Origin of the sequence: Corallococcus sp. AB038B (assembly GCF_003668955.1) — a bacterium.
In the GTDB taxonomy this organism is placed as follows: domain Bacteria; phylum Myxococcota; class Myxococcia; order Myxococcales; family Myxococcaceae; genus Corallococcus; species Corallococcus exiguus.
In genome coordinates this window covers 1580053-1597880 of record NZ_RAWO01000001.1, presented here as the reverse complement: position 1 = coordinate 1597880, position 17828 = coordinate 1580053, and the positions used below count along the sequence as shown (strand labels likewise).

Below are 17828 nucleotides of genomic sequence, written 5' to 3'. Positions count from 1 at the left end.
TAACGTCCGCGCCGCTTGCCTGTCAGGACTGATTTTCCGCGTGCGTCGCTGGGAGCGAAAGGAGCGGTCCCGATGCGCCAGGCGACGAAGCAGGCCCCGATGAACCTCAAGCACCTGAATCCTTCCGGTCACGGCATCGACGCGGCCTCGCGTCCCAGCCCGGCGACCGCTCCTTCCACGTGCCGCTGGCGGGACTTCGCGTCCTATCGCCTCGCCTCGCCCGGCTCCTGAAGGCGCCCTGCTCCGTCCCTGACGCGGCATGGCCCTGGAGGCCGGGCTCCCGACAAGGGGACCCGGCCTTCTTCACGTCCGGGCTCCCGCTCACCTTCCGGGGACGTAGAGCGTTACGGAGACGCGCTGGCCTGTAGAGCCGGAGCCCTTAGAAGCCCGCTGGGTTCGACTCCCAGCGTCCCCACTCCCTCACCCACATAGGCCGCGCACCGGGTGCAGTCCGAACTCCAAATCCGGACGAGCAGGGTTCGACTCCCTGGCGGCCTGTCCCGCCCGAAAGGCCCTGTGTCATGGAAACGCTGGTGCTGAGCCAGTCCTATGAACCCGTCGCACGCATCCCCTGGCAACGCGCCATCATGCTGCTCGTCCAGGGCAAGGTGGAGGTCGTCGAGGAGTACGAGGACCGCGTCATCCGCTCAGTGACGGTGGAGCTGCGCATGCCGTCCGTCATCCGCTTCGTGCGCGCCCTGTGGAAGGGCCCGCGCGGCGTGCGCTTCAGCCGTGAGAACGTCTACCAGCGCGACCAGTGCCGCTGCCAGTACTGCGGCCACAAGGTGACCCGTCCGGAGGCCACGTACGACCACGTGCTGCCGCGCGCGCAGGGCGGCCGCACGAGCTGGGAGAACATCGTCATCGCCTGCGTGCCCTGCAACCAGAAGAAGGGCAACCGCACCCCGGCGCAGGCGCGCATGACGCTGCGCACCGTGCCCGCGAAGCCGAAGCGGCTGCCGGACGCACTGGTCGTCTCGTTCCTCGTGGAGAAGGGCCTGCCCCTGTCCTGGCGCAAGTTCCTGAGGGACGTGGCCTATTGGCACACGGAGCTGGAAGCGTAGGTCCCGGCCCAAGGGTGGGCCGGGACTTCGCTTCCGCGCCGCAACGGTTAGAGTGCCTCACGTCGAGGGGGCGTTCCGGACCACACCATGGCGACGAGGAAGAACGAAGACCAGGAGCGGCTCATCGACCGCGACCTCACCGCGATGGCGCGCGAGGGCAAGCTGCCGGCCGCCCACGGCGTGGACACCGCCGTGACGGAGGTGCTGGGGCTGCTGACGCGCGGAGGCAAGCATCCGCTGCTGGCGGGCGAGCCCGGCGTGGGCAAGAGCGCGCTCGTGCAGGAGGTGGCCCGCCGCATCGCCGAAGGGCGCGTGGACGGGGACCTGGCCCAGGCGCGGCTCGTGGAGGTGTCCGTCGCGAACATCCTGGCGCGCAGCACCCAGCGCCAGGCGGCCGAGTCCTTCGAGGAGCTGCTCATCCACCTGGGCCGCCACCCCTGCCCCATCGTCTACATCCGAGACCTGCCGGTGGCCCTGGGCGGGCCCCTGGCGCCCGTGGCCGTGCGCGCGCTGCGCACCGGCGGCCTGCGCTTCATCTTCGAGACGGAACCCAAGCGCGTGCAGGAGCTGCTGCGCGCCGATGAGGCCCTGGCCGAGCGGCTCCACCTGTTGCCCCTGAACGAGCCGCCGCTGGAGAAGGCGCGCTGGATCGTCGGCCGCGTGGCGGAGGAGCTGGAGCGCGAGCTGCGGCTGCCCATCGACCCGGCCGCGTGCGACCTGGCGCTGCGCCTGTCCGCGAAGTTCCTCCTGGCGCAGCACATGCCGCGCAAGGCCATTGAGCTGCTCAAGGAGACGGCGGCGGAGGCCGCGGGCGTGGCGCGCGACCACGTGGGGCCGGAGGATGTGCTCACCCGCTTCTGCGCCGCCACGCGACTGCCCCGCTTCGTCGTGGACGACGCGATGCCGCTGGACCTGGAGGAGACGGAGCGCTTCTTCGGGGAGCGGCTGCTCGGCCAGACGGACGCGGTGGCCGCGGTGTTGCGCTCGGTGGCGTTGCTCAAGGCGGGGCTCAACGACCCGCGCCGCCCGTTGGGCGTGTTCCTCTTCGCCGGGCCCACGGGCGTGGGCAAGACGCAGCTGGCGAAGCTGCTGGCGGAGTACCTCTTCGGCTCCGCCGACAGGCTGGTGCGCCTGAACATGGCGGACTACCCCAACGACGGCGACGAGAGCGTCCCCTTCGGCGCGTCGTGGGCGCCCGCGCTGGAGACGCGGCGCGGAGAGCTGTCCGCGCTGCTCGACGGCAAGGTGTTCACCGTGCTGCTGCTGGACGAGTTCGAGAAGGCCGCGCGCAGCGTGCACGACCGCTTCCTCCAGCTCTTCGACGAGGGAACCTTCGTCAACGGCGCGGGCGAAGCGGTGTCGTGCAACAACACGCTCATCGTGGCCACGTCCAACGTGGGCTCGGAGGTGTACCGCGAGGCGGGCCTGGGCTTCGCCGCGCACAAGCGCGCCGACGAGCAGGTGTCGGAGGTGGACCGCCGCATCGCGGAGGCCTTCCGCCCGGAGTTCCTCAACCGCTTCGACGCCATCTGCCACTTCCGTCCGTTGTCGCGCGTGGACATCCGCAAGATTGCCCAGCGCGAAGTGGGCCGCGTGCTGGAGCGCGAGGGCATCCGCGCCCGCGCCCTGGACGTGGAAGTGACACCGGAGGTGGTGGACCGGCTGGTGGAGCGCGGCTATTCGCCGCAGTTCGGCGCGCGCTACCTGCAGCGTGAAATCGAGAAGACGCTCACCGCGGCGCTCGCGGTGGAGATTGCTCGCAGGCCGCTGCCGCCGGGCACGCCTGTGCGCGTGGAGGCTCGTCCTGGAGGCCGCGTGGTGGCGGTCGCGGAGCCCGTGCCGACTCCTCGCGAGGTGACGGCGCAGCTGCTCCTGCCCACGCCGAAGGCCGCGGCGGTGAAGCGCCGGCTGGACCGCAAGTCGCTGCTGATTGAGATGGACCGGCTGGTGGGCCGTGCCCGCGCGCTCGCCGAGTCCACGGGACGGTCGGAGCTGGAGGCGCGCCGCGCGGCGCTGCTCGCGGAGACGCAGGCGCCCAACCTCTGGGACGACTCGCAGCGCGCGGCGGACGTCCTCCGCGCCTTCCGCACGGTGGAGGCGCAGCTGGGAGAGCTGGACCGCCTGGAGGCCGCGTGCAACTTCGGGCGCCGGCTGGTGCGCGAGGCGAAGAACGAGGTGCAGCTGGGCTCCGCCGCGAAGCAGGTGGAGGAGGTCGCGCGAGAGGTCCAGATGGCGGAGGCGCTGCGGGCCGCCGGGGCCACGACGTTGGACAACGAGGCGCTGGTGGACATCTGCGCCAGCGACGCGTCCGAGCTGCAGGACGCGTGGGTGCAGGAGCTGGCCACCATGTACCTGGGCTGGGCGCAGCGCCGGGGCTACGAGGCCACCGCCGTCGCGGAGGCGGACGCCCCCGCACGCGTGGTGGTGCGCATCGCCGGGCCGGGCGCATACGGGTTCCTCGCGGGCGAGGCGGGGCTGCACCGCCGCCTGGAGGACGAGAAGCGCCAGCGCGCGTACGTGCGCGTGCACCGAGGCGGACCGATGGAGGAGGTGGAGCGGGAGCTGCTGGTGCTGGAAGGCCGGCCGGTGAAGAGCCGCGAAGGCGAGTACCTCCAGCGCGTGCGCAACGAAGTCACCGCGAAGGATGAAGCGACGGGCCGCGTGCTCACGCTCATTGGCGCCGGGGAACTGGACGAGCTCAAGGGCATCGCCGCGCGCGTCGTCGCCGGCCAGGGCGCCAGCACCGACGAAGCCCGCCGCTACTTCCTGGGCCGTGGAGCGCGAGTGGAGGATCCACGCACGGGCGCGGGGACACCTCGCGTGAAGGACGTGTTGCGAGGCGAGCTGGACGTGTTCATCGCCGCGTGGATTTCCCGTCCACCCCCCGAGGGGGGCTCCACGCCGCTGTCCTGAGCCGTCGGGGCACCCGCCCCTTCAGCACGGGGAGAGAGTGCGCGCGGACTGCCCACGCTCTTGAACGGTGGGAGTCGGGCGCCTGTCAGGCATCGCAGCGTCGGCGAGATGCGGAAGTCCCCGGCCCGACCGGGGTCATCCTCGCCGCGCATGCACGGTCAGGGCAGGTCGCCCCGGGCCACACCCAGCCGCATGGCCTCCGCGAGCACGTCCAGGCCCTGTGCGGTGTTGATGCGGGAATGAGACATGGCGCCGCTGACCACCTGCACTGCTCCGCCCAGCACGAAGGGCACGGGCCGGCGTCCCAGCCGCAGCAGCCGCTCGTCGTAGAACGCGGCCGGGGCGCGCTCTCGCACCAGGCGCGCCAGCGTCATCATGTTCGCGGTGCGCGACGGCTGCATCGCGGAGCCCAGGCACGAGAAGTCGAAGCCCACCTCCGGCAGCACGGCGCCCCGGCCGTCGCGGTCGAAGATGAAGACGACCTGCGATGTCTCCTCCTGCGAGCCGCGCACGCTCTTCTCCGCCGTCTTCGTCAGCTTCAGGCCGCCCGTGATGAGGGCCGTGCCCAGCGCCACCTGTGTCGTCTTCTCCGTGTGCTCGCTCTGCGTGCGCAGGGACGACGCGCCCCGGAGGATGAGCGTCACATCCTCCCAGGCCATGGTGAGCGGCGCACCCGCGCGAGGCGTGAACGTCGCCTGCGTCGCGCCGAACGTGACGGTGCGTGCCGTGACGCGCTCCGCGACCTCCGACTCGTCGATGGCGAGCGCCGCGAGCCCCGCGTCCCGAAGGGTCTTCACCAGGGCATCCGCCGCATCGGGAGCCAGTCGCGCAATCAGGGCGGGAGGCTCGGGGGCCAGCCGCATGCGGGCCTCCGCAGGGGCCATGCCCGCCGCGGCGGCGAGCACCTGGGCTGCTTCCGGAACCTCACCCGCGGGACGAACGAGCGCGACGATCTTCATGGCGTTTCCCACCCCTGGCACTGAGCGCCGCCATCCTCGCGCGAAAGCAGGGTGGCGCGCATCCGAACCCCGGTGTGGCGGGGACATTCCCCGCGCGGTGGACAAACGCTCAGTCGAGCAGGTGCGGGTTGCGCAGCAGCAGCACTCCGGCCTGAACGGTGGCGGTGTAGCCATTGAGCTTGCCGGTGCGCACCAACTCGCTCACGTCGCGCACGCCGCTCTCCGCGAGGACTCGGTCCACCACGCCCTCCCCCTGGTTGTAGGCCGCGAGCGCGAGCCGCCAGTCGCCGTAGCGCTCATACAGCGCCTGGAAGAGGGACGCGGCGGCCTCCGTCTCCCGCGCCACGTCCAGCCGTTCGTCCCGTCCCGCCTCCACCTTCAGGCCGTAGCGACGCGCCGTCTCCGGAATGAACATCCAGACGCCCGCGCCCCTCGACCCCGGCGCCATCGACGGCTCGCGAGACGTCTCCGGCAGGTTGCTCACCGCCGACTCCACCATCGCCACCGCGAGCAGCCCCTCCGGCAGGGAGCGCGAGCGCAGCGTGCCCGTCATCGCCTCGCGGTGCTCCTGGAGGTTCGCCAACGCCTTGCGCATGAAGTCGCGGCCCTTCGGCGTGGTGACGAACTTGTTGAGCTGTTCGACCACGGCGGCATCCACCACCACCGGCAGGTCCCCCGCCTTCTGCCCCGCCTCCGCCAGCGCACGCGCCTCCGTCAGCGACACCGCGCGCCCCCGCACCGCGCCCTGCGCCCACAACGCCAGCGGCGCGAGCACCAACGCCAGCGACAACGACAGACCCAGGGTGCGCACGGAGCTACGGGGACGAGTCTGGAACAGCATGTGGATCCTCCTGACAGTGGGGTGGGACATGCCGGTGACACCGGCGGGAAGAGAAAGGGCAACAGGGACACGCAGCGACGCCTGCAACAGGCACCGCGCATACGCATCCGCGGACACGTGCTTCACGGCGACGAGCGCCTCGTCACAGGCGAACTCCTGACGCTCCGCCAACCACCGCGAGAACGCCCGGGCGAACGGATTCCAGAAGAAGGCGCTGTCAAACCCCAGCCGCGCATAGGCAAACACCGTGTCCCGCTGCCGGTGATGTTGCAGCTCATGCCGCACCGTGAGCCGGAGCGCCTCCGAGTCCACCAGCACTTCAGCGGGAACCACCGCCCACGCGCCGCCACCGGGGAACCACACGGAGAACGCGCCGTCCGCCGCGTCCCCCAGCACCACGCGCACCCGGCCCACGCGGCGAAGCACGGGCAGCGTCTCCAGCTTCCGCCGCAAGCGCGCATACCGCCGCAGCTCCCACGCCAGGAACGCCAACGCCCCCGCACCCACCAACCCCATTCCGACCATCGCCCACGGCAGGCCCATGCCCGAGGACCGCGTCTCCGGCACGGCGCCGAGCACGGGCCGCGCTTCGACAGACGTCAGCGGCGCGGCGTAGCTCACCAGGGAACGCTCGAACTTGAAGAGCGGCGCCGACGGCATCCACTCCCGCGCAACGAGCGCCACGAACGGAAGGAGCACCGCCAGCCCCAGCGCCACCCGCCCCACGCGCAACGTCTGCCGCGCGTCCAGCCTCCGCTCCATCCCCAACGCCAGCGCCGCGCGCAAGAGTCCGAAGCCCACCGCCACCAGCACCGCCGCCGTGAAATACGCGGCCAGCACGTCCCGGATGAAGGCGCTCATCCCCGGCCTCCCTTGCGGCCCAGCAGCTTGCGGATCTGCTCCACCTCCTCCGGGGACAGCGGCACCGCCTCCACCAGCCGCGCCACGAGCGACGACGGCGTCCCGTCGAACACCGTCGCAACCAGGTGGCGCACGCTCTGGGCCTCATAGGCCTCGCGAGACAGCCGCGCCGAGTACAGGTGCCCCCGCCCCTCCTTGCGGCTCTGCACCACGCCCTTCTGCTCCAGGATGCGCAGCACCGTGGACACCGACGTGTAGGCCAGCTTGCGCTCCGGCGGCAGCGCCGCGAGCACGTCCGCCACACTCACCTCCCCCAGCTTCCACACGAGCTGCATCAGCTCCAGCTCCACGGGTGTGAGCGGCTTGGACTCCTCGACGGACGGCGGCTTCGTCACGGGCATGGCCTCCCGACTTCGAACTAAACCCTTAGTTCGAATACAACTAAGCCTTTAGTTTGAATCCGTCAAGCAGGCGGGCGGTGGCTCGCGGTGGTGGGGTGTGCGGATTCCTACGCACTGGAGGGGCCGGGCCCTTAGACTTCCGGACACATGCTCCACGTCATCCCTCTGGGCGGCCTTGGCGAAATCGGCCTCAACGCCATGGTGCTCGCCTGTCGTGGGGAGATGCTGCTCATCGACGCCGGCTTGATGTTCCCCTCGTCGGGAATGCCCGGCGTGGACATCATCGTCCCGGACTTCACGCACCTGCAGCGCAACGCGGCCCAGCTCAAGGGCGTGCTCCTCACGCACGGGCACGAGGACCACATCGGCGCGCTCCCCTACCTGCTGGGCGACATGCCCGTGCCCATCTACGGCACGCGCTTCACGCTCGCGCTCGCGCGTCAGCGCCTGGAAGAGCTGGGCGTGAAGGCGGACCTGCGCGAAATCGAGCCGCGCACGCCCTTCCCCGTGGGCAGCGTCTTCAACGTGGAGGCCACGCGCGTGACGCACACCGTGCCGGACGCGGTGGGCTTCATCGTGCGCTCCCCCGAAGGCACCGTCATCCACACCGGCGACTTCAAGCTGGACCCGGACCCCATCGACGGCCTCAAGACGGACCTGGAGCGCTGGGGCGAGGCGGGCGACGAAGGCGTGGTGTGCCTGCTGTCGGACTCCACCAACTCCGAGCATGTGGAAGAGACCGGCAGCGAGCGTGTGGTGCAGACCACCTTCGAGCGCCTCTTCCACGAAACGAAGGGCCGCATCGTCGTGGCCCAGTTCTCCTCCAACCTCCACCGCGTCCGGCACCTGCTGGACCTGTGCGAGCGCACCGGCCGGCTCGTCGCGCTCCAGGGCCGCAGCATGGTGCGCAACGTGGAGTTGGCCCGGGAGATGGGCTACCTGGATGTGCCCGACTCGCTCTTCGTGCACCTGGACAGCGTGCCCAAGCTCGCGCCCCACCGCGTGGCGGTGCTCACCACCGGCGCGCAGGGCGAACCCCGCGCGGGCCTCACCCAGTTGGCGAATGGTGATGGGCCCGTGCGCCTGGAGCCCGGCGACACCGTCATCGTCAGCGCCCGGCCCATCCCCGGCAACGAGCGCTCCGTGGGCGCGCTGCTCGACCAGCTCCACTGGCGCGGCGCCCGCATCGTCTACGCCCAGGTGGAGCCCGGCGTGCACGTCTCCGGACACGCCAGCCGCCCCCAGCAGCGCCGGGTGCTGGAGTTGATCCGCCCCCGGAATTTCATCCCCGTGCATGGGGAAGTCCGGCACCTGCACCGACACCTGACCACCGCCCGCGAGGCCGGCATGGCGGCGGAAGGCCTGCTGCTGGCCCACGACGGGGACGTGGTGACGTTCGAGGAGGGGCGGGGCCGTTTCACTGGCAGCGTGCCTTCAGGGCGCATCATGATGGAGCGCTCCGGGGACGGGGTGGTGACGCCGGAGACGCTGGTGGAGCGCAACCGGCTGGCGGAGACGGGCGTGGTGGCCGCGGCGGTGGTGCTCCGGCGCGACACCCAGGCGCTGGTGGGGGGGCCCCAGCTGTCCGGCCAGGGCCTCAGCCCGGACGAGCAGGGCGTGCTGGCCCGGGTGGCCCAGGATGCTCGGGCCTTCTTCGAGGAGCTCAACCCCCTGCTCCGTGGGGACGACGCCCTGGTGCGGGAGGAGCTCGTGAAGGCGGTGAAGCGGGCCTTCAAGCAGCACACCTCCCGGCGGACCCTGGTGGTGCCCTTGGTCGTCAGGGTGTAGGTATGGTAAGGGCGCGAAAAGGTCCCCCCCATGCCCTCCTTTGACGTCATCTCCAAAATCGATCTGGCTGAGCTCGACAACGCGGTCAATCAGACCCGGAAGGAGCTCAGCACCCGCTACGACTTCCAGGGCGTGAAGGCCGAAATCGAAATCGCTCCGGACCATTCCGCGCTCACGCTGAAGACCAACAGCGAGGAGAAGCTCCAGGCCGCCAAGGAGGTCCTGCTCGGCAAGCTGGCCAAGCGCGGCATCAGCCTGCGCGTGCTGGAGTTCGGCGACATCGAGAAGACGGGCCTGTCCAACGTCAAGCAGCCCATCAAGCTCCAGCAGGGCATCCCGGTGGAGAAGTCCAAGGAGCTCATCAAGGTCCTCAAGGAGTCGAAGATCAAGGTGCAGGGCTCCATCCAGGCGGATCAGCTCCGCGTCACGGGCAAGAACCGGGACGACCTGCAAGAGGCCATGGCGCTGTTCCGCAAGGAGCAGGACCGCCTCAGCCTGGACATGCAGTTCACCAACTTCCGCGACTAGAGGCGCCCCTTCGCCATGCACGCCGCCCGTCTGGCCTCCCTGCCGCTCTGCCTGCTCTTCGCCACCGCCTCGCTCGCGCAGGACGGGGCGCCCCGGCCCAGCAAGCCGGTGCCCGCGCTCAAGAAGGCACCCCAGCCGGAGAAGGGGCTCAAGGACTTCGGCTCGCCGCTGGTCCTCAAGCCGCTGTCCACCGAGGGCGCCACCGCCAGCTTCTCCGCCCGGGTGGGCTGGCGCAAGGACACGCTCTTCGTGGGCGTGGAGGCCACGGACAACCAGCTGCTGGCGGGTGACATCATCACCCTCACGCTCTACTTCCCGGACTCGGGAACCACCGCCACGGGCTACACCTACCGCTTCGCCTTCGACGGCCAGCGCACCTCCGGGGCGGACAGCGGCACGCCCAGGTTCGCGCAAGGCCTGGTGAACGCCGCCGTGCACCGCCAGGGCGACACCCTGTCGGTGGTGGCGATGATTCCCGTGCGCGCCCTGCCCCGCTTCCCTGCCGTGGATCCGCTCGTCATGGACCTCTGCATCACCTACGAGGACCAGGACCAGGTGGGCGCCAAGGTGGTGCCGGTGTCCAACTGCAAGGGCGGCACCATGCCGGAGGGTGAAGCGCTGCGCCTGCCGGACGAGGCGCGCAAGAACCTCAAGCTGAAGCCCCCCGCCAGCGTCACCGCGCTGGAGGCGGCGCCCACCGGCTGGCTGGGCTGGAGCCTGTTCAGCTACCCGGACTGGGCCCAGGGCGAGCAGGCCCTCACCCCCGCCTCGCTGCGCGCGCTGGTGGCCCCCACGGCCGTGGACGCCTCGAAGATGGGCGTGAACCTGCCGGAAACATTGAGCCTGCCGGACGGACGACCGGTCGTTAGTGTCCTCACTGGGAAGAATCCCTATGCCGTCGAGGGTCAATGCGACTCCGACGATGAGCTCCGGATGGGGCTCTATGTGGTGTCGGGGAAGACAGCCCAGCGAGTGCTCGACTGGCCGGCCGCCACCTGTGCGCTGGGTCGCGCCACTTCGGTGGAGCTGGAAGAAGACGGGGCGCTGAACATCGGTTACTCGAATGGCGCCATCATCAACTTCGTTTGGAGTGCGGACCACTTCGAGCGAACGCAACTGGGAAAGCGGTAGACGCGCGTGGAAGAGACCAAGAGCCTGTACATGATGACCCTCGGCTGCCCGAAGAACCGGGTGGACTCCGAGGTGATGCTGGGCACGCTGCGCACCCGCGGCTATTCGCTCGTGCAGGAGGCCTCGGAGGCCGAGGTCATCGTGGTCAACACGTGCGCCTTCATCGGGCCGGCGAAGCAGGAGTCGGTGGACTCCATCCTGGAGATGGCGGAGCTGAAGAAGTCGGGCTCGTGCAAGACGCTCGTCGTCACCGGCTGTCTGTCCCAGCGCTACGGCCAGGAGCTGTCGCAGGAGATGCCGGAGGTGGACCACTTCCTGGGCACCAGCGCGTACGCCCAGATTGGCGACCTGCTGGCGGCCGAGGCCTCGCCGCGCCAGGTGATTCCGGATCCGGACTACATCCACAACGCGGAGACGCCGCGCATCAACTCGATGCCGAAGTACACGGCGTACCTGAAGATTTCAGAGGGCTGCGACAACGCCTGTGCGTTCTGCATCATCCCCACGCTGCGCGGCGGCCAGCGCTCGCGCACGGTGCAGGACATCGTGGCGGAGGCGCGGAACCTGGCGGACAGCGGCGTGCAGGAGCTGAACCTGGTCGCGCAGGACCTGACGGCGTACGGGCATGACCTGCCCGGCAAGCCGAAGCTCCACGAGCTGCTCAAGGAGCTGGTGAAGGTGGACGTGAAGTGGATCCGCCTGCACTACGCCTACCCGCGTGTGTTCCCGGACGAGCTCATCGACGTCATCGCCACCGAGCCGAAGATCGCCAAGTACCTGGACATGCCGGTACAGCACGCCAGCGACAAGCTGCTCCTGTCCATGAAGCGCGGCCGCAACTCGGAGTTCCTCAAGAAGCTGCTGGGCAAGCTGCGCGAGCGCGTGCCGAACCTGGTGATGCGCACCTCGCTCATCGTCGGCCTGCCGGGTGAGACGGAAGAGGACTTCGAGCTCCTGAAGGAGTTCGTGAAGGAGCAGCGCTTCCAGCGCCTGGGCGTGTTCCAGTACTCGGACGAGGAGAACACCGCCGCGTTCGACCTGCCGAACAAGGTCCCGGCGAAGACCATCGAGCGCCGCTGGCGCGAGGTGATGGCCATCCAGAAGCGCATCAACCGCGAGCAGAACAAGAAGCTCGTGGGCCAGAAGCTCACCGTGCTGGTGGAGGGCCCCAGCGAGGAGTCCGAGCACCTGCTGGTGGGCCGCCACGAGGGCCAGGCGCCTGAAATCGACGGGCAGGTCTACATCAACGACGGCCTGGCGTACCCGGGCGAGTTCGTCACCGTGGAGGTGACGGAGGCGCACGACTACGACCTCATCGCCCGCGTGGTGGAGCGCCCGGATCCGAAGCAGCGCGAGCACACCCCGCGCGAGGCCCATCCCGCGCCCGTGCCGCTGAAGGCGCTGGCGCGTCCGCCGGAGCCGCGGCCGGAGTAGTCCGTCACCGCGAAGGCCGTGCCCCGGGCCCGCCCCGTCCTCCCCAATGGAGGCGGTCGCGGGCCCGAGCCGTTCGTGGGCCCTACTTCGGATCCTCGGGCTCCAGCTCGCGCTCCTCGACGGGCGGCGGCTGAGGACCCGAGCCCTTCGTCGGCACCGCCACACCCTCGCCCAGTGGCGTGGGCTGGCACTCGCATACGGTGCGCCGCGACGCGGACTCGGTGACGAAGGCGCACGTCGTGGGGCACTCGGGCTGACGCCCTTCTTCCACCAGCGACACCACGTAGCTCTTCGCGCCCTGGAGCGCGGCGTGGCACGCGGGCAGGGTCTTCGCCAGCGAGGCCCACGGCAACCGGTGCTGCGTGTTGGCGCCACGGGTGGTGGTCGGGAAGCTCAGGCCCACCTGGCAGCCCGTCTCCAGACGCTGACCGTCCACGCCCCGAGGCTCCACGTACAGGCGCACGCCCTCCGGCACGTCCCTGAACACCTCGCCGGAGAGGGCCACCGCGCCGTCGGGCTCCGCGCGCACGAAGATGCCGTAGCAGCCCTCCTCGCTGAACGCGCCGCCCTCGCCCGCGCACTGCTGCCGGCCTCCGCCCTCGGGCGTACGCACGTGGGGCCTGCGCAGCACCAACGCCCCACCCTGCGCGTCCACGGTGGTGGTGAAGCGGCCCCACACGTCCGGGCCCAGGCGGCCCAGGCTGCTCTGCGACGGCCAGCGCCCCGCGGCCTCCATCACCAGGGGCTTCACCCCCAAGCCGTCGGCCACCTCCACCGCGTCCACCACGAAGGTGCGCGGCGGCAGGCCCGCGGCCGTCTCCAGCGGCTGAAGCCCCAGTCCCAGCGCGGGGTCCACCGACAGGCGGGAGAAGGGCTCACGCGTGCCCAGCACGAAGGGGCCGGTGATGCTCGCCCCGCCCTGCGTCACCTGCACGGCCAGGAGCGGCCAGTCGCCCAGCGGCTCGCGGCTCAACTCCACCACGTGCGACTCGCGCACGGCGTCCGTCCCGCGCAGCTCCGCGTCGTAGGCCTCCCGGGGACGTGAAGCGGTGAAGGTCACCTCGCGGCGCAGCGGATCCACCGTGAGGGCATACGGAAACAGCACGTCCTGCCCCAGCGTCACCGAGCAGCCCGTCTCACCGGAGAGCAGCAACGTGCGCAGGGGCGGCGACACCGGGCCCACCGTCAACGGCGGCGCCGGAACCTCCGGCCAGGAGCGATGACCTCCGGAGGACTCCGGCACGCGAGCGGTCCCCGCGGCCGCGGGCGGCGCGCCGTCGAAGCAGCTGGAGGACACGAGCGACAGCGGCCGCGTGACGTCCAGCACCACCGGCACGGCCCGGTTCCCCAACCGCCCCGCCACCGTCAGCCGCAGCGCGGGCGACGACAGGAGGGGCAGCGTCTGCCCCGCGAGGCTCGTGGGACGTGAAGGACCCGCGGGCGCGGCGGAGTGACACCCCGCGCCCAGCAGCACGCATCCCGCCAGCAGCACGCCGCGCATGGGGGGCGGGCCGTCCTACTGCGCCTTCTTGGTGAAGTCGTCCACGCGGGTGCCCTCGGGCGGGTTCAGCTTGAAGCTGTCCGCGGAGATGCCCACGTTCGTCTTCAGGTCCAGGAAGGCGATGGTGTTCTCACTGCCGTCCGGATCCACCACCGTGCTCTTGAGCACCTGCGCCGTCGAGGGGTCCACCTCCAGGCGCACCTGGCGGAAGCGCGGCTCGTTCTTCAGCGGATCCAGCACCAGCAGCGTGCCCTTGCAGTCCTTGCAGGCGCCCTTGGTGATGGCGAACTCGTCCGCCAGCTTCCCCTGGCCGAAGAGGAACGTCACCGACGCGGACAGCTGGCTGGTGTCCATGGCCGCCACCGACAGCGTCTGCGCTTCCGGGTCGTGCATGTAGACCTTGTTGCCCGCGAGCACGAACGTCCGCTTGGACGGGTTCTCGTACTCCCAGCGCATCAGGCCCGGCTTCTTGTAGGTCACCGTGCCCGTGGACGTCTGCGTGCGGCGGAAGGCCTTGTACTTGTAGTCCTGCTTGAAGCCCGCCTTGAAGTCGCCCGTCTTCTCGTAGAAGGCCTGCATCCGGTCCACGAGCGTCTTCACCTCGGGCGCCATCGGCTTCGGAGCGGCCGTGGTGGCGCCGGCGGCGACGCTCGCGTCGCCCTGCTTCGCGGCGGGGGGCATGGCGGCGGTGCCGGCATCCTTGGGAGCGGCGGGCTGCGGCGTGGCGGCGGGGGCCTTGGCGGCGGCCGCGGGCTTCGGCGCGGGCGCGGTGGGGGCGGCGGTGGTGGGGGCCTGCGTGAGGAGCGTGAAGAGCAGGGATTCCAGCAACATGGCGTGCGCCTCCGGAGCGGGCACCCGGGGCGCCCGCAGGGTCCATCTATCGCATCCGGACGGACCCCGGGGGACCGGCATTCACCGCTGTGTGGCTTTGACCAGACGCTTCCGCTGCTTCACGCCCAGCAGGTAGAAGCGCTCGCGCAGCTCCTGGGCCTCCTCGGGGGACAGGTCCCCGGAACTCCCCAGGTGCTCGTCCCGCCAGGCGATCGCCCGGGTGATGCTGGCGGACGCCGCCGCGGAGATGTTCAGGCTCTGGCTGAAGCCCTTCATGGGCACCCAGAAGGTGCCGTCCACGCCGTTGAGCACGTCGTCGCTCACGCCGTAGCGCTCGTTGCCGAACACCATGGCGAACTTCGTGTCGAAGCGCAGGCTGTAGAGGCTGGTGGCCCCCTCGCGCAGCGCCGACGCGTAGAGGCTGAAGCCCCGCCCCTTCAGGTGCTCGCGGCACTCCGCGAACGTCTTGTAGAGGTGCACGTCCAACCACTTGTCGCAGCCCTGGGCCACCCGCAGGTTGGGGATGAAGGGCGCTTCCGGGTTGATGACGACGTGCACCTCCTGCACGCCCATGGACTCGCAGGTGCGCAGCACCGCGGCCATGTTGAAGTTGTCCTCCAGCCGGTCGAGCACCACCACGAAGTTGCGCGTGCGCTGGCTGACGACGCGGTCGATCTTCTCCTTCCGCACGTCGAGCAGGAACTGCTCCGGCTCGACGACGTCGCGCTCGAACTTCTCGTAGCGGGGGCCTCCACCAGCCATCGGATCAGCGCCTCCCGCCGGACTTCTTCGCAGGGGCCTTCCGGGCGGACTTCTTCGCCGGGGCCTTCTTCGCAGGAGCCTTCTTCGCGGCGGCCTTCTTCACCGGCGCCTTGCGCGCGGCCTTCTTCGCCACGGGCTTGCGCGAGGACTTCTTCGCGGCGGCCTTCTTCGCCGGAGACTTCTTCGCGGCGGCCTTCTTCGCCGGAGACTTCTTCGCGGCGGCCTTCTTGGCCGGGGCCTTCTTCGCAGCGGCCTTCTTGGCCGGGGCCTTCTTCGCGGCGGCCTTCTTGGCCGGGGCCTTCTTCGCCGGAGCCTTGGAGGCGGACCTCGTCGTCGGCATCTCGACGTGGATCTTGTCGGTGCGGCCGGTGAAGAGCACCTCCGCCACCGCGTCCATCAGCGACTGCATGCCCTCGCCCGTGGCGCAGGACACCGGGTACACGCGGATGCCCCGGCGGCGCAAAGCCTCCGTGAAGGGTCCCAGGCGGTCGCGGCCCTCCGTCAGGTCCTGCTTGTTCGCGGCCACCACCTGCGGCTTGCCGGCCAGCTCCGCGCTGTACTTCTTCAACTCCGCGTTGAGGATGTTGAAGTCGGCCAGCGGCTTGCGGCCCTCGCCCTCGGCGCCCATGTCGATGAGGTGCACCAGCACCTTGCAGCGCTCCACGTGGCGCAGGAACTGGTGGCCCAGGCCCACGCCCTCGCTGGCGCCCTCGATGATGCCGGGGATGTCCGCCATCACGAAGGACAGGCTGTCCTTGTACTGGACCATGCCCAGGTTCGGCACCAGCGTGGTGAACGGGTAGTCCGCCACCTTCGGCCGCGCCCGGCTCACCCGCGAGATGAACGTGCTCTTGCCCGCGTTGGGGAAGCCCAGCAGGCCCACGTCCGCCAGCAGCTTCAGCTCCAGCCGCAGGGTGATCTCCTCACCCTTTCCGCCGTCCTGCGCGAAGCGCGGCGTCTGGCGCGTGGAGGTGGCGAAGTTCATGTTGCCCAGGCCGCCCCGGCCGCCCTTGGCCGCCACGAACTGCTGGCCCGGGTCGCTCAGGTCCACCAGCAGCTCGCCCGTCTGCTCGTTGCGGATCAGCGTGCCCACCGGCACCTGGAGCACCATGTCCTCGGCGCCATGGCCGTTGCAGTCGCTGCCCATGCCGTGCTCGCCGTTCTTGGCACGGTGGTGCTGCTGGTAGCGGTAGTCCAGGAGCGTGGTCAGCTGCGGGTTCGACACGAACACCACGGAGCCGCCATTGCCGCCGTCCCCGCCGTTGGGGCCGCCGCGCTCGATGAACTTCTCACGCCGGAAGGCCACCGCCCCGTTCCCGCCGTCTCCCGCCTTCACGTAGATGCGTACTTCGTCGACGAACTTCATGGGGCGAACGCCCTCCTGGAAAAACACAAAGCGGGCCGTCCTCGCATCCACCCGTTCCCAACGGGAACAGAAGGACCGGGAACGACCCGCTCGGTAAGCCGTGCCCTGGGTCGCCCCAGGGCCACTGACTAGGCGCTCGCCTGCTCGGCGGCGGCCGGGTACACGGACACCTTCTTCTTGTCGCGGCCGAGGCGCTCGTACTTCACCACGCCGTCCACCGTCGAGAAGAGGGTGAAGTCGCGACCGAGCTTCACGTTCGTGCCCGGGTGGATGACCGTACCGACCTGGCGCACGAGGATGCTGCCCGCCGAGATCGTCTCACCGCCGTACACCTTCACGCCACGGTACTGCGGGTTGGAATCACGCCCGTTGCGCGAAGAACCCTGACCTTTTTTATGGGCCATGACACCTGCTCCTTGAAGTTCGTGTGGGGAATGCCCGGAAAGGCGATTAGCCGGAGATCGAGGTGACCTTCACCTCGGTGTACGACTGGCGGTGACCACGGCGACGGGTCCAGCCTTCCTTCTCCTTCCGGAAGTGCAGGACGCGGCGGTGCTTGTCCTGCGCCAGCACCTTGCCCACGACCTTCGCGCCCGCCACCGTCGGCTGGCCCACCTTCGGGCTCTCAGAGCCGCCCAGCAGGAGAACCTCAGAGAACGAGACCTCAGCGCCGATGTCACCGGCGATCTTCTCGATCCGGACAACGTCGCCCTCGGCGACGCGGTACTGCTTTCCGCCCGTGCGAATGACTGCGTACATCGTCGAACCCCTGTCAGCTTCGGGTTGGTTCAACCCATGGAATCCAACGCGCATTTCGGACGGAGGACCGGCCGGCGCGCTAAAAGACGGCGGGACTTACGAGAATCCTGGGGGGTAGTCAAGGCAGTTGGCGGATCAGCCCGCCTCCAGCCCCCCTATTTGCTTTTGAATAGAATTCCCGGAATAAAGTCCACTGGACCGCAACGGAGCGCTCGCTAGGATGCGCGCCGCTTGCTTTCCACCTGTACCTGTACCTCATCCCTGAGGGGGAGAACCATCATGAAGAAGATCCTGTTCGGTCTGGCCGCCATGGCTTCGCTCACGCTCACCGCTTGCGGCGGCGGCGACTACTGCGATCGCAACGAGGACCTGGCCGATGACCTGGCGTCGAAGGCCGAGGAGTGTGGCGTCACCGGCACCGACAAGCCGACCGATGAGGAGGTCGAGGCGGCGACCAAGGCCTGTAAGACGGCCCTGGACAGCTGCTCCGACGCGGACAAGGACCTGCTGGACAGTGCCCTGGACTGCGTGGAGAAGGTGGAGAGCTGCTCCGACAAGTCCGAGGCCCAGCAGACCTCGTTCTTCCTGGCCCTCGCGACCTGCTACAGCAAGGCCTCTGGCGTGAGCGCGGCCTGCCAGGCGGCCATCAGCGCCGAGTAGTCGCCTCTCCCGCGGCGCTCGCCGCGGGA

17 protein-coding genes and 1 tRNA gene are annotated in these 17828 nt (G+C 69.9%); 9 read left to right on the top strand and 9 right to left on the bottom strand.

Annotated elements, in window-relative coordinates; genetic code table 11:
• The first annotated feature begins 72 nt into the window (after positions 1-72).
• The 4 genes from D7Y04_RS44355 (at position 73) to D7Y04_RS06650 (ending at position 3977) form a co-directional block, all read left to right on the top strand.
• The gene (locus D7Y04_RS44355; RefSeq protein ID WP_158620737.1) at positions 73-231 is read left to right on the top strand and encodes a hypothetical protein; all 159 of its coding nucleotides are present in this window, start codon (positions 73-75) and stop codon (positions 229-231) included.
• Positions 232-330: 99 nt separating this feature from the next.
• Positions 331-415 (top strand) — tRNA-Tyr (locus D7Y04_RS06660).
• Between the two features lie 106 nt (positions 416-521).
• Entirely contained in the window at positions 522-1064 is a 543-nt protein-coding gene (locus tag D7Y04_RS06655; RefSeq protein WP_120578714.1) for an HNH endonuclease, read from the top strand.
• 87 nt (positions 1065-1151) lie between these two features.
• Positions 1152-3977: an AAA family ATPase gene (locus D7Y04_RS06650; RefSeq protein ID WP_121758657.1), complete on the top strand. Its 2826-nt coding sequence runs from the start codon at positions 1152-1154 to the stop codon at positions 3975-3977.
• Positions 3978-4135: 158 nt separating this feature from the next.
• Here the strand turns inward: D7Y04_RS06650 and D7Y04_RS06645 are convergent, their stop codons facing one another.
• From D7Y04_RS06645 to D7Y04_RS06635, 3 genes are all read right to left on the bottom strand, one after another.
• Positions 4136-4936, bottom strand: a complete 801-nt coding sequence (locus D7Y04_RS06645) for a hypothetical protein (RefSeq protein ID WP_121758656.1) — start codon at positions 4934-4936, stop codon at positions 4136-4138.
• A gap of 109 nt (positions 4937-5045) precedes the next feature.
• Entirely contained in the window at positions 5046-6638 is a 1593-nt protein-coding gene (locus tag D7Y04_RS06640; RefSeq protein ID WP_121758655.1) for a M56 and MltD domain-containing protein, read from the bottom strand.
• Positions 6635-7039 carry a BlaI/MecI/CopY family transcriptional regulator gene (locus tag D7Y04_RS06635; protein WP_167547819.1) on the bottom strand — a complete coding sequence of 135 codons (405 nt, stop codon included), beginning with the start codon at positions 7037-7039 and terminating at the stop codon, positions 6635-6637. Before D7Y04_RS06635 ends, D7Y04_RS06640 begins: the two co-directional genes overlap by 4 nt.
• Before the next feature lie 147 nt (positions 7040-7186).
• Here D7Y04_RS06635 and D7Y04_RS06630 point away from each other — a divergent pair, with 147 nt between their 5' ends.
• Genes D7Y04_RS06630 through rimO form a run of 4 tightly spaced genes read left to right on the top strand, consistent with a single transcriptional unit; the run spans position 7187 to position 11920 of the window.
• Complete coding sequence (locus D7Y04_RS06630; RefSeq protein ID WP_121758654.1) at positions 7187-8827, top strand: ribonuclease J; 1641 nt, start codon at positions 7187-7189, stop codon at positions 8825-8827.
• 30 nt (positions 8828-8857) lie between these two features.
• On the top strand, positions 8858-9355 hold the full coding sequence (locus D7Y04_RS06625; protein ID WP_120599742.1) for a YajQ family cyclic di-GMP-binding protein: 498 nt from the start codon (positions 8858-8860) through the stop codon (positions 9353-9355).
• Positions 9356-9370: 15 nt separating this feature from the next.
• On the top strand, positions 9371-10486 hold the full coding sequence (locus tag D7Y04_RS06620) for a hypothetical protein (RefSeq protein WP_121758653.1): 1116 nt from the start codon (positions 9371-9373) through the stop codon (positions 10484-10486).
• 33 nt (positions 10487-10519) lie between these two features.
• A complete protein-coding gene (gene rimO / locus D7Y04_RS06615; protein WP_216672894.1) occupies positions 10520-11920 on the top strand; it encodes a 30S ribosomal protein S12 methylthiotransferase RimO in 1401 nt (466 codons plus the stop codon).
• Positions 11921-12002: 82 nt separating this feature from the next.
• Here the strand turns inward: rimO and D7Y04_RS06610 are convergent, their stop codons facing one another.
• The 6 genes from D7Y04_RS06610 to rplU form a co-directional block, all read right to left on the bottom strand.
• Positions 12003-13421, bottom strand: coding sequence for a hypothetical protein (locus D7Y04_RS06610; RefSeq protein WP_121758651.1), 1419 nt, complete (start codon positions 13419-13421; stop codon positions 12003-12005).
• 15 nt (positions 13422-13436) lie between these two features.
• Positions 13437-14252 (bottom strand): outer membrane lipoprotein carrier protein LolA, encoded by an 816-nt coding sequence (locus D7Y04_RS06605; protein WP_121758650.1) that lies wholly within the window; start codon positions 14250-14252, stop codon positions 13437-13439.
• A gap of 81 nt (positions 14253-14333) precedes the next feature.
• Entirely contained in the window at positions 14334-15014 is a 681-nt protein-coding gene (locus tag D7Y04_RS06600; RefSeq protein WP_120580527.1) for an RNA methyltransferase, read from the bottom strand.
• Positions 15015-15018: 4 nt separating this feature from the next.
• Complete coding sequence (gene obgE, locus D7Y04_RS06595; protein WP_121758649.1) at positions 15019-16380, bottom strand: GTPase ObgE; 1362 nt, start codon at positions 16378-16380, stop codon at positions 15019-15021.
• 128 nt (positions 16381-16508) lie between these two features.
• Positions 16509-16784 carry a 50S ribosomal protein L27 gene (gene rpmA, locus D7Y04_RS06590; RefSeq protein ID WP_120536731.1) on the bottom strand — a complete coding sequence of 92 codons (276 nt, stop codon included), beginning with the start codon at positions 16782-16784 and terminating at the stop codon, positions 16509-16511.
• A gap of 46 nt (positions 16785-16830) precedes the next feature.
• Positions 16831-17139: a 50S ribosomal protein L21 gene (gene rplU / locus D7Y04_RS06585; protein ID WP_121758648.1), complete on the bottom strand. Its 309-nt coding sequence runs from the start codon at positions 17137-17139 to the stop codon at positions 16831-16833.
• Positions 17140-17418: 279 nt separating this feature from the next.
• Here rplU and D7Y04_RS06580 point away from each other — a divergent pair, with 279 nt between their 5' ends.
• Positions 17419-17799, top strand: a complete 381-nt coding sequence (locus D7Y04_RS06580; protein ID WP_121758647.1) for a hypothetical protein — start codon at positions 17419-17421, stop codon at positions 17797-17799.
• The last annotated feature ends 29 nt before the right edge of the window (positions 17800-17828 follow it).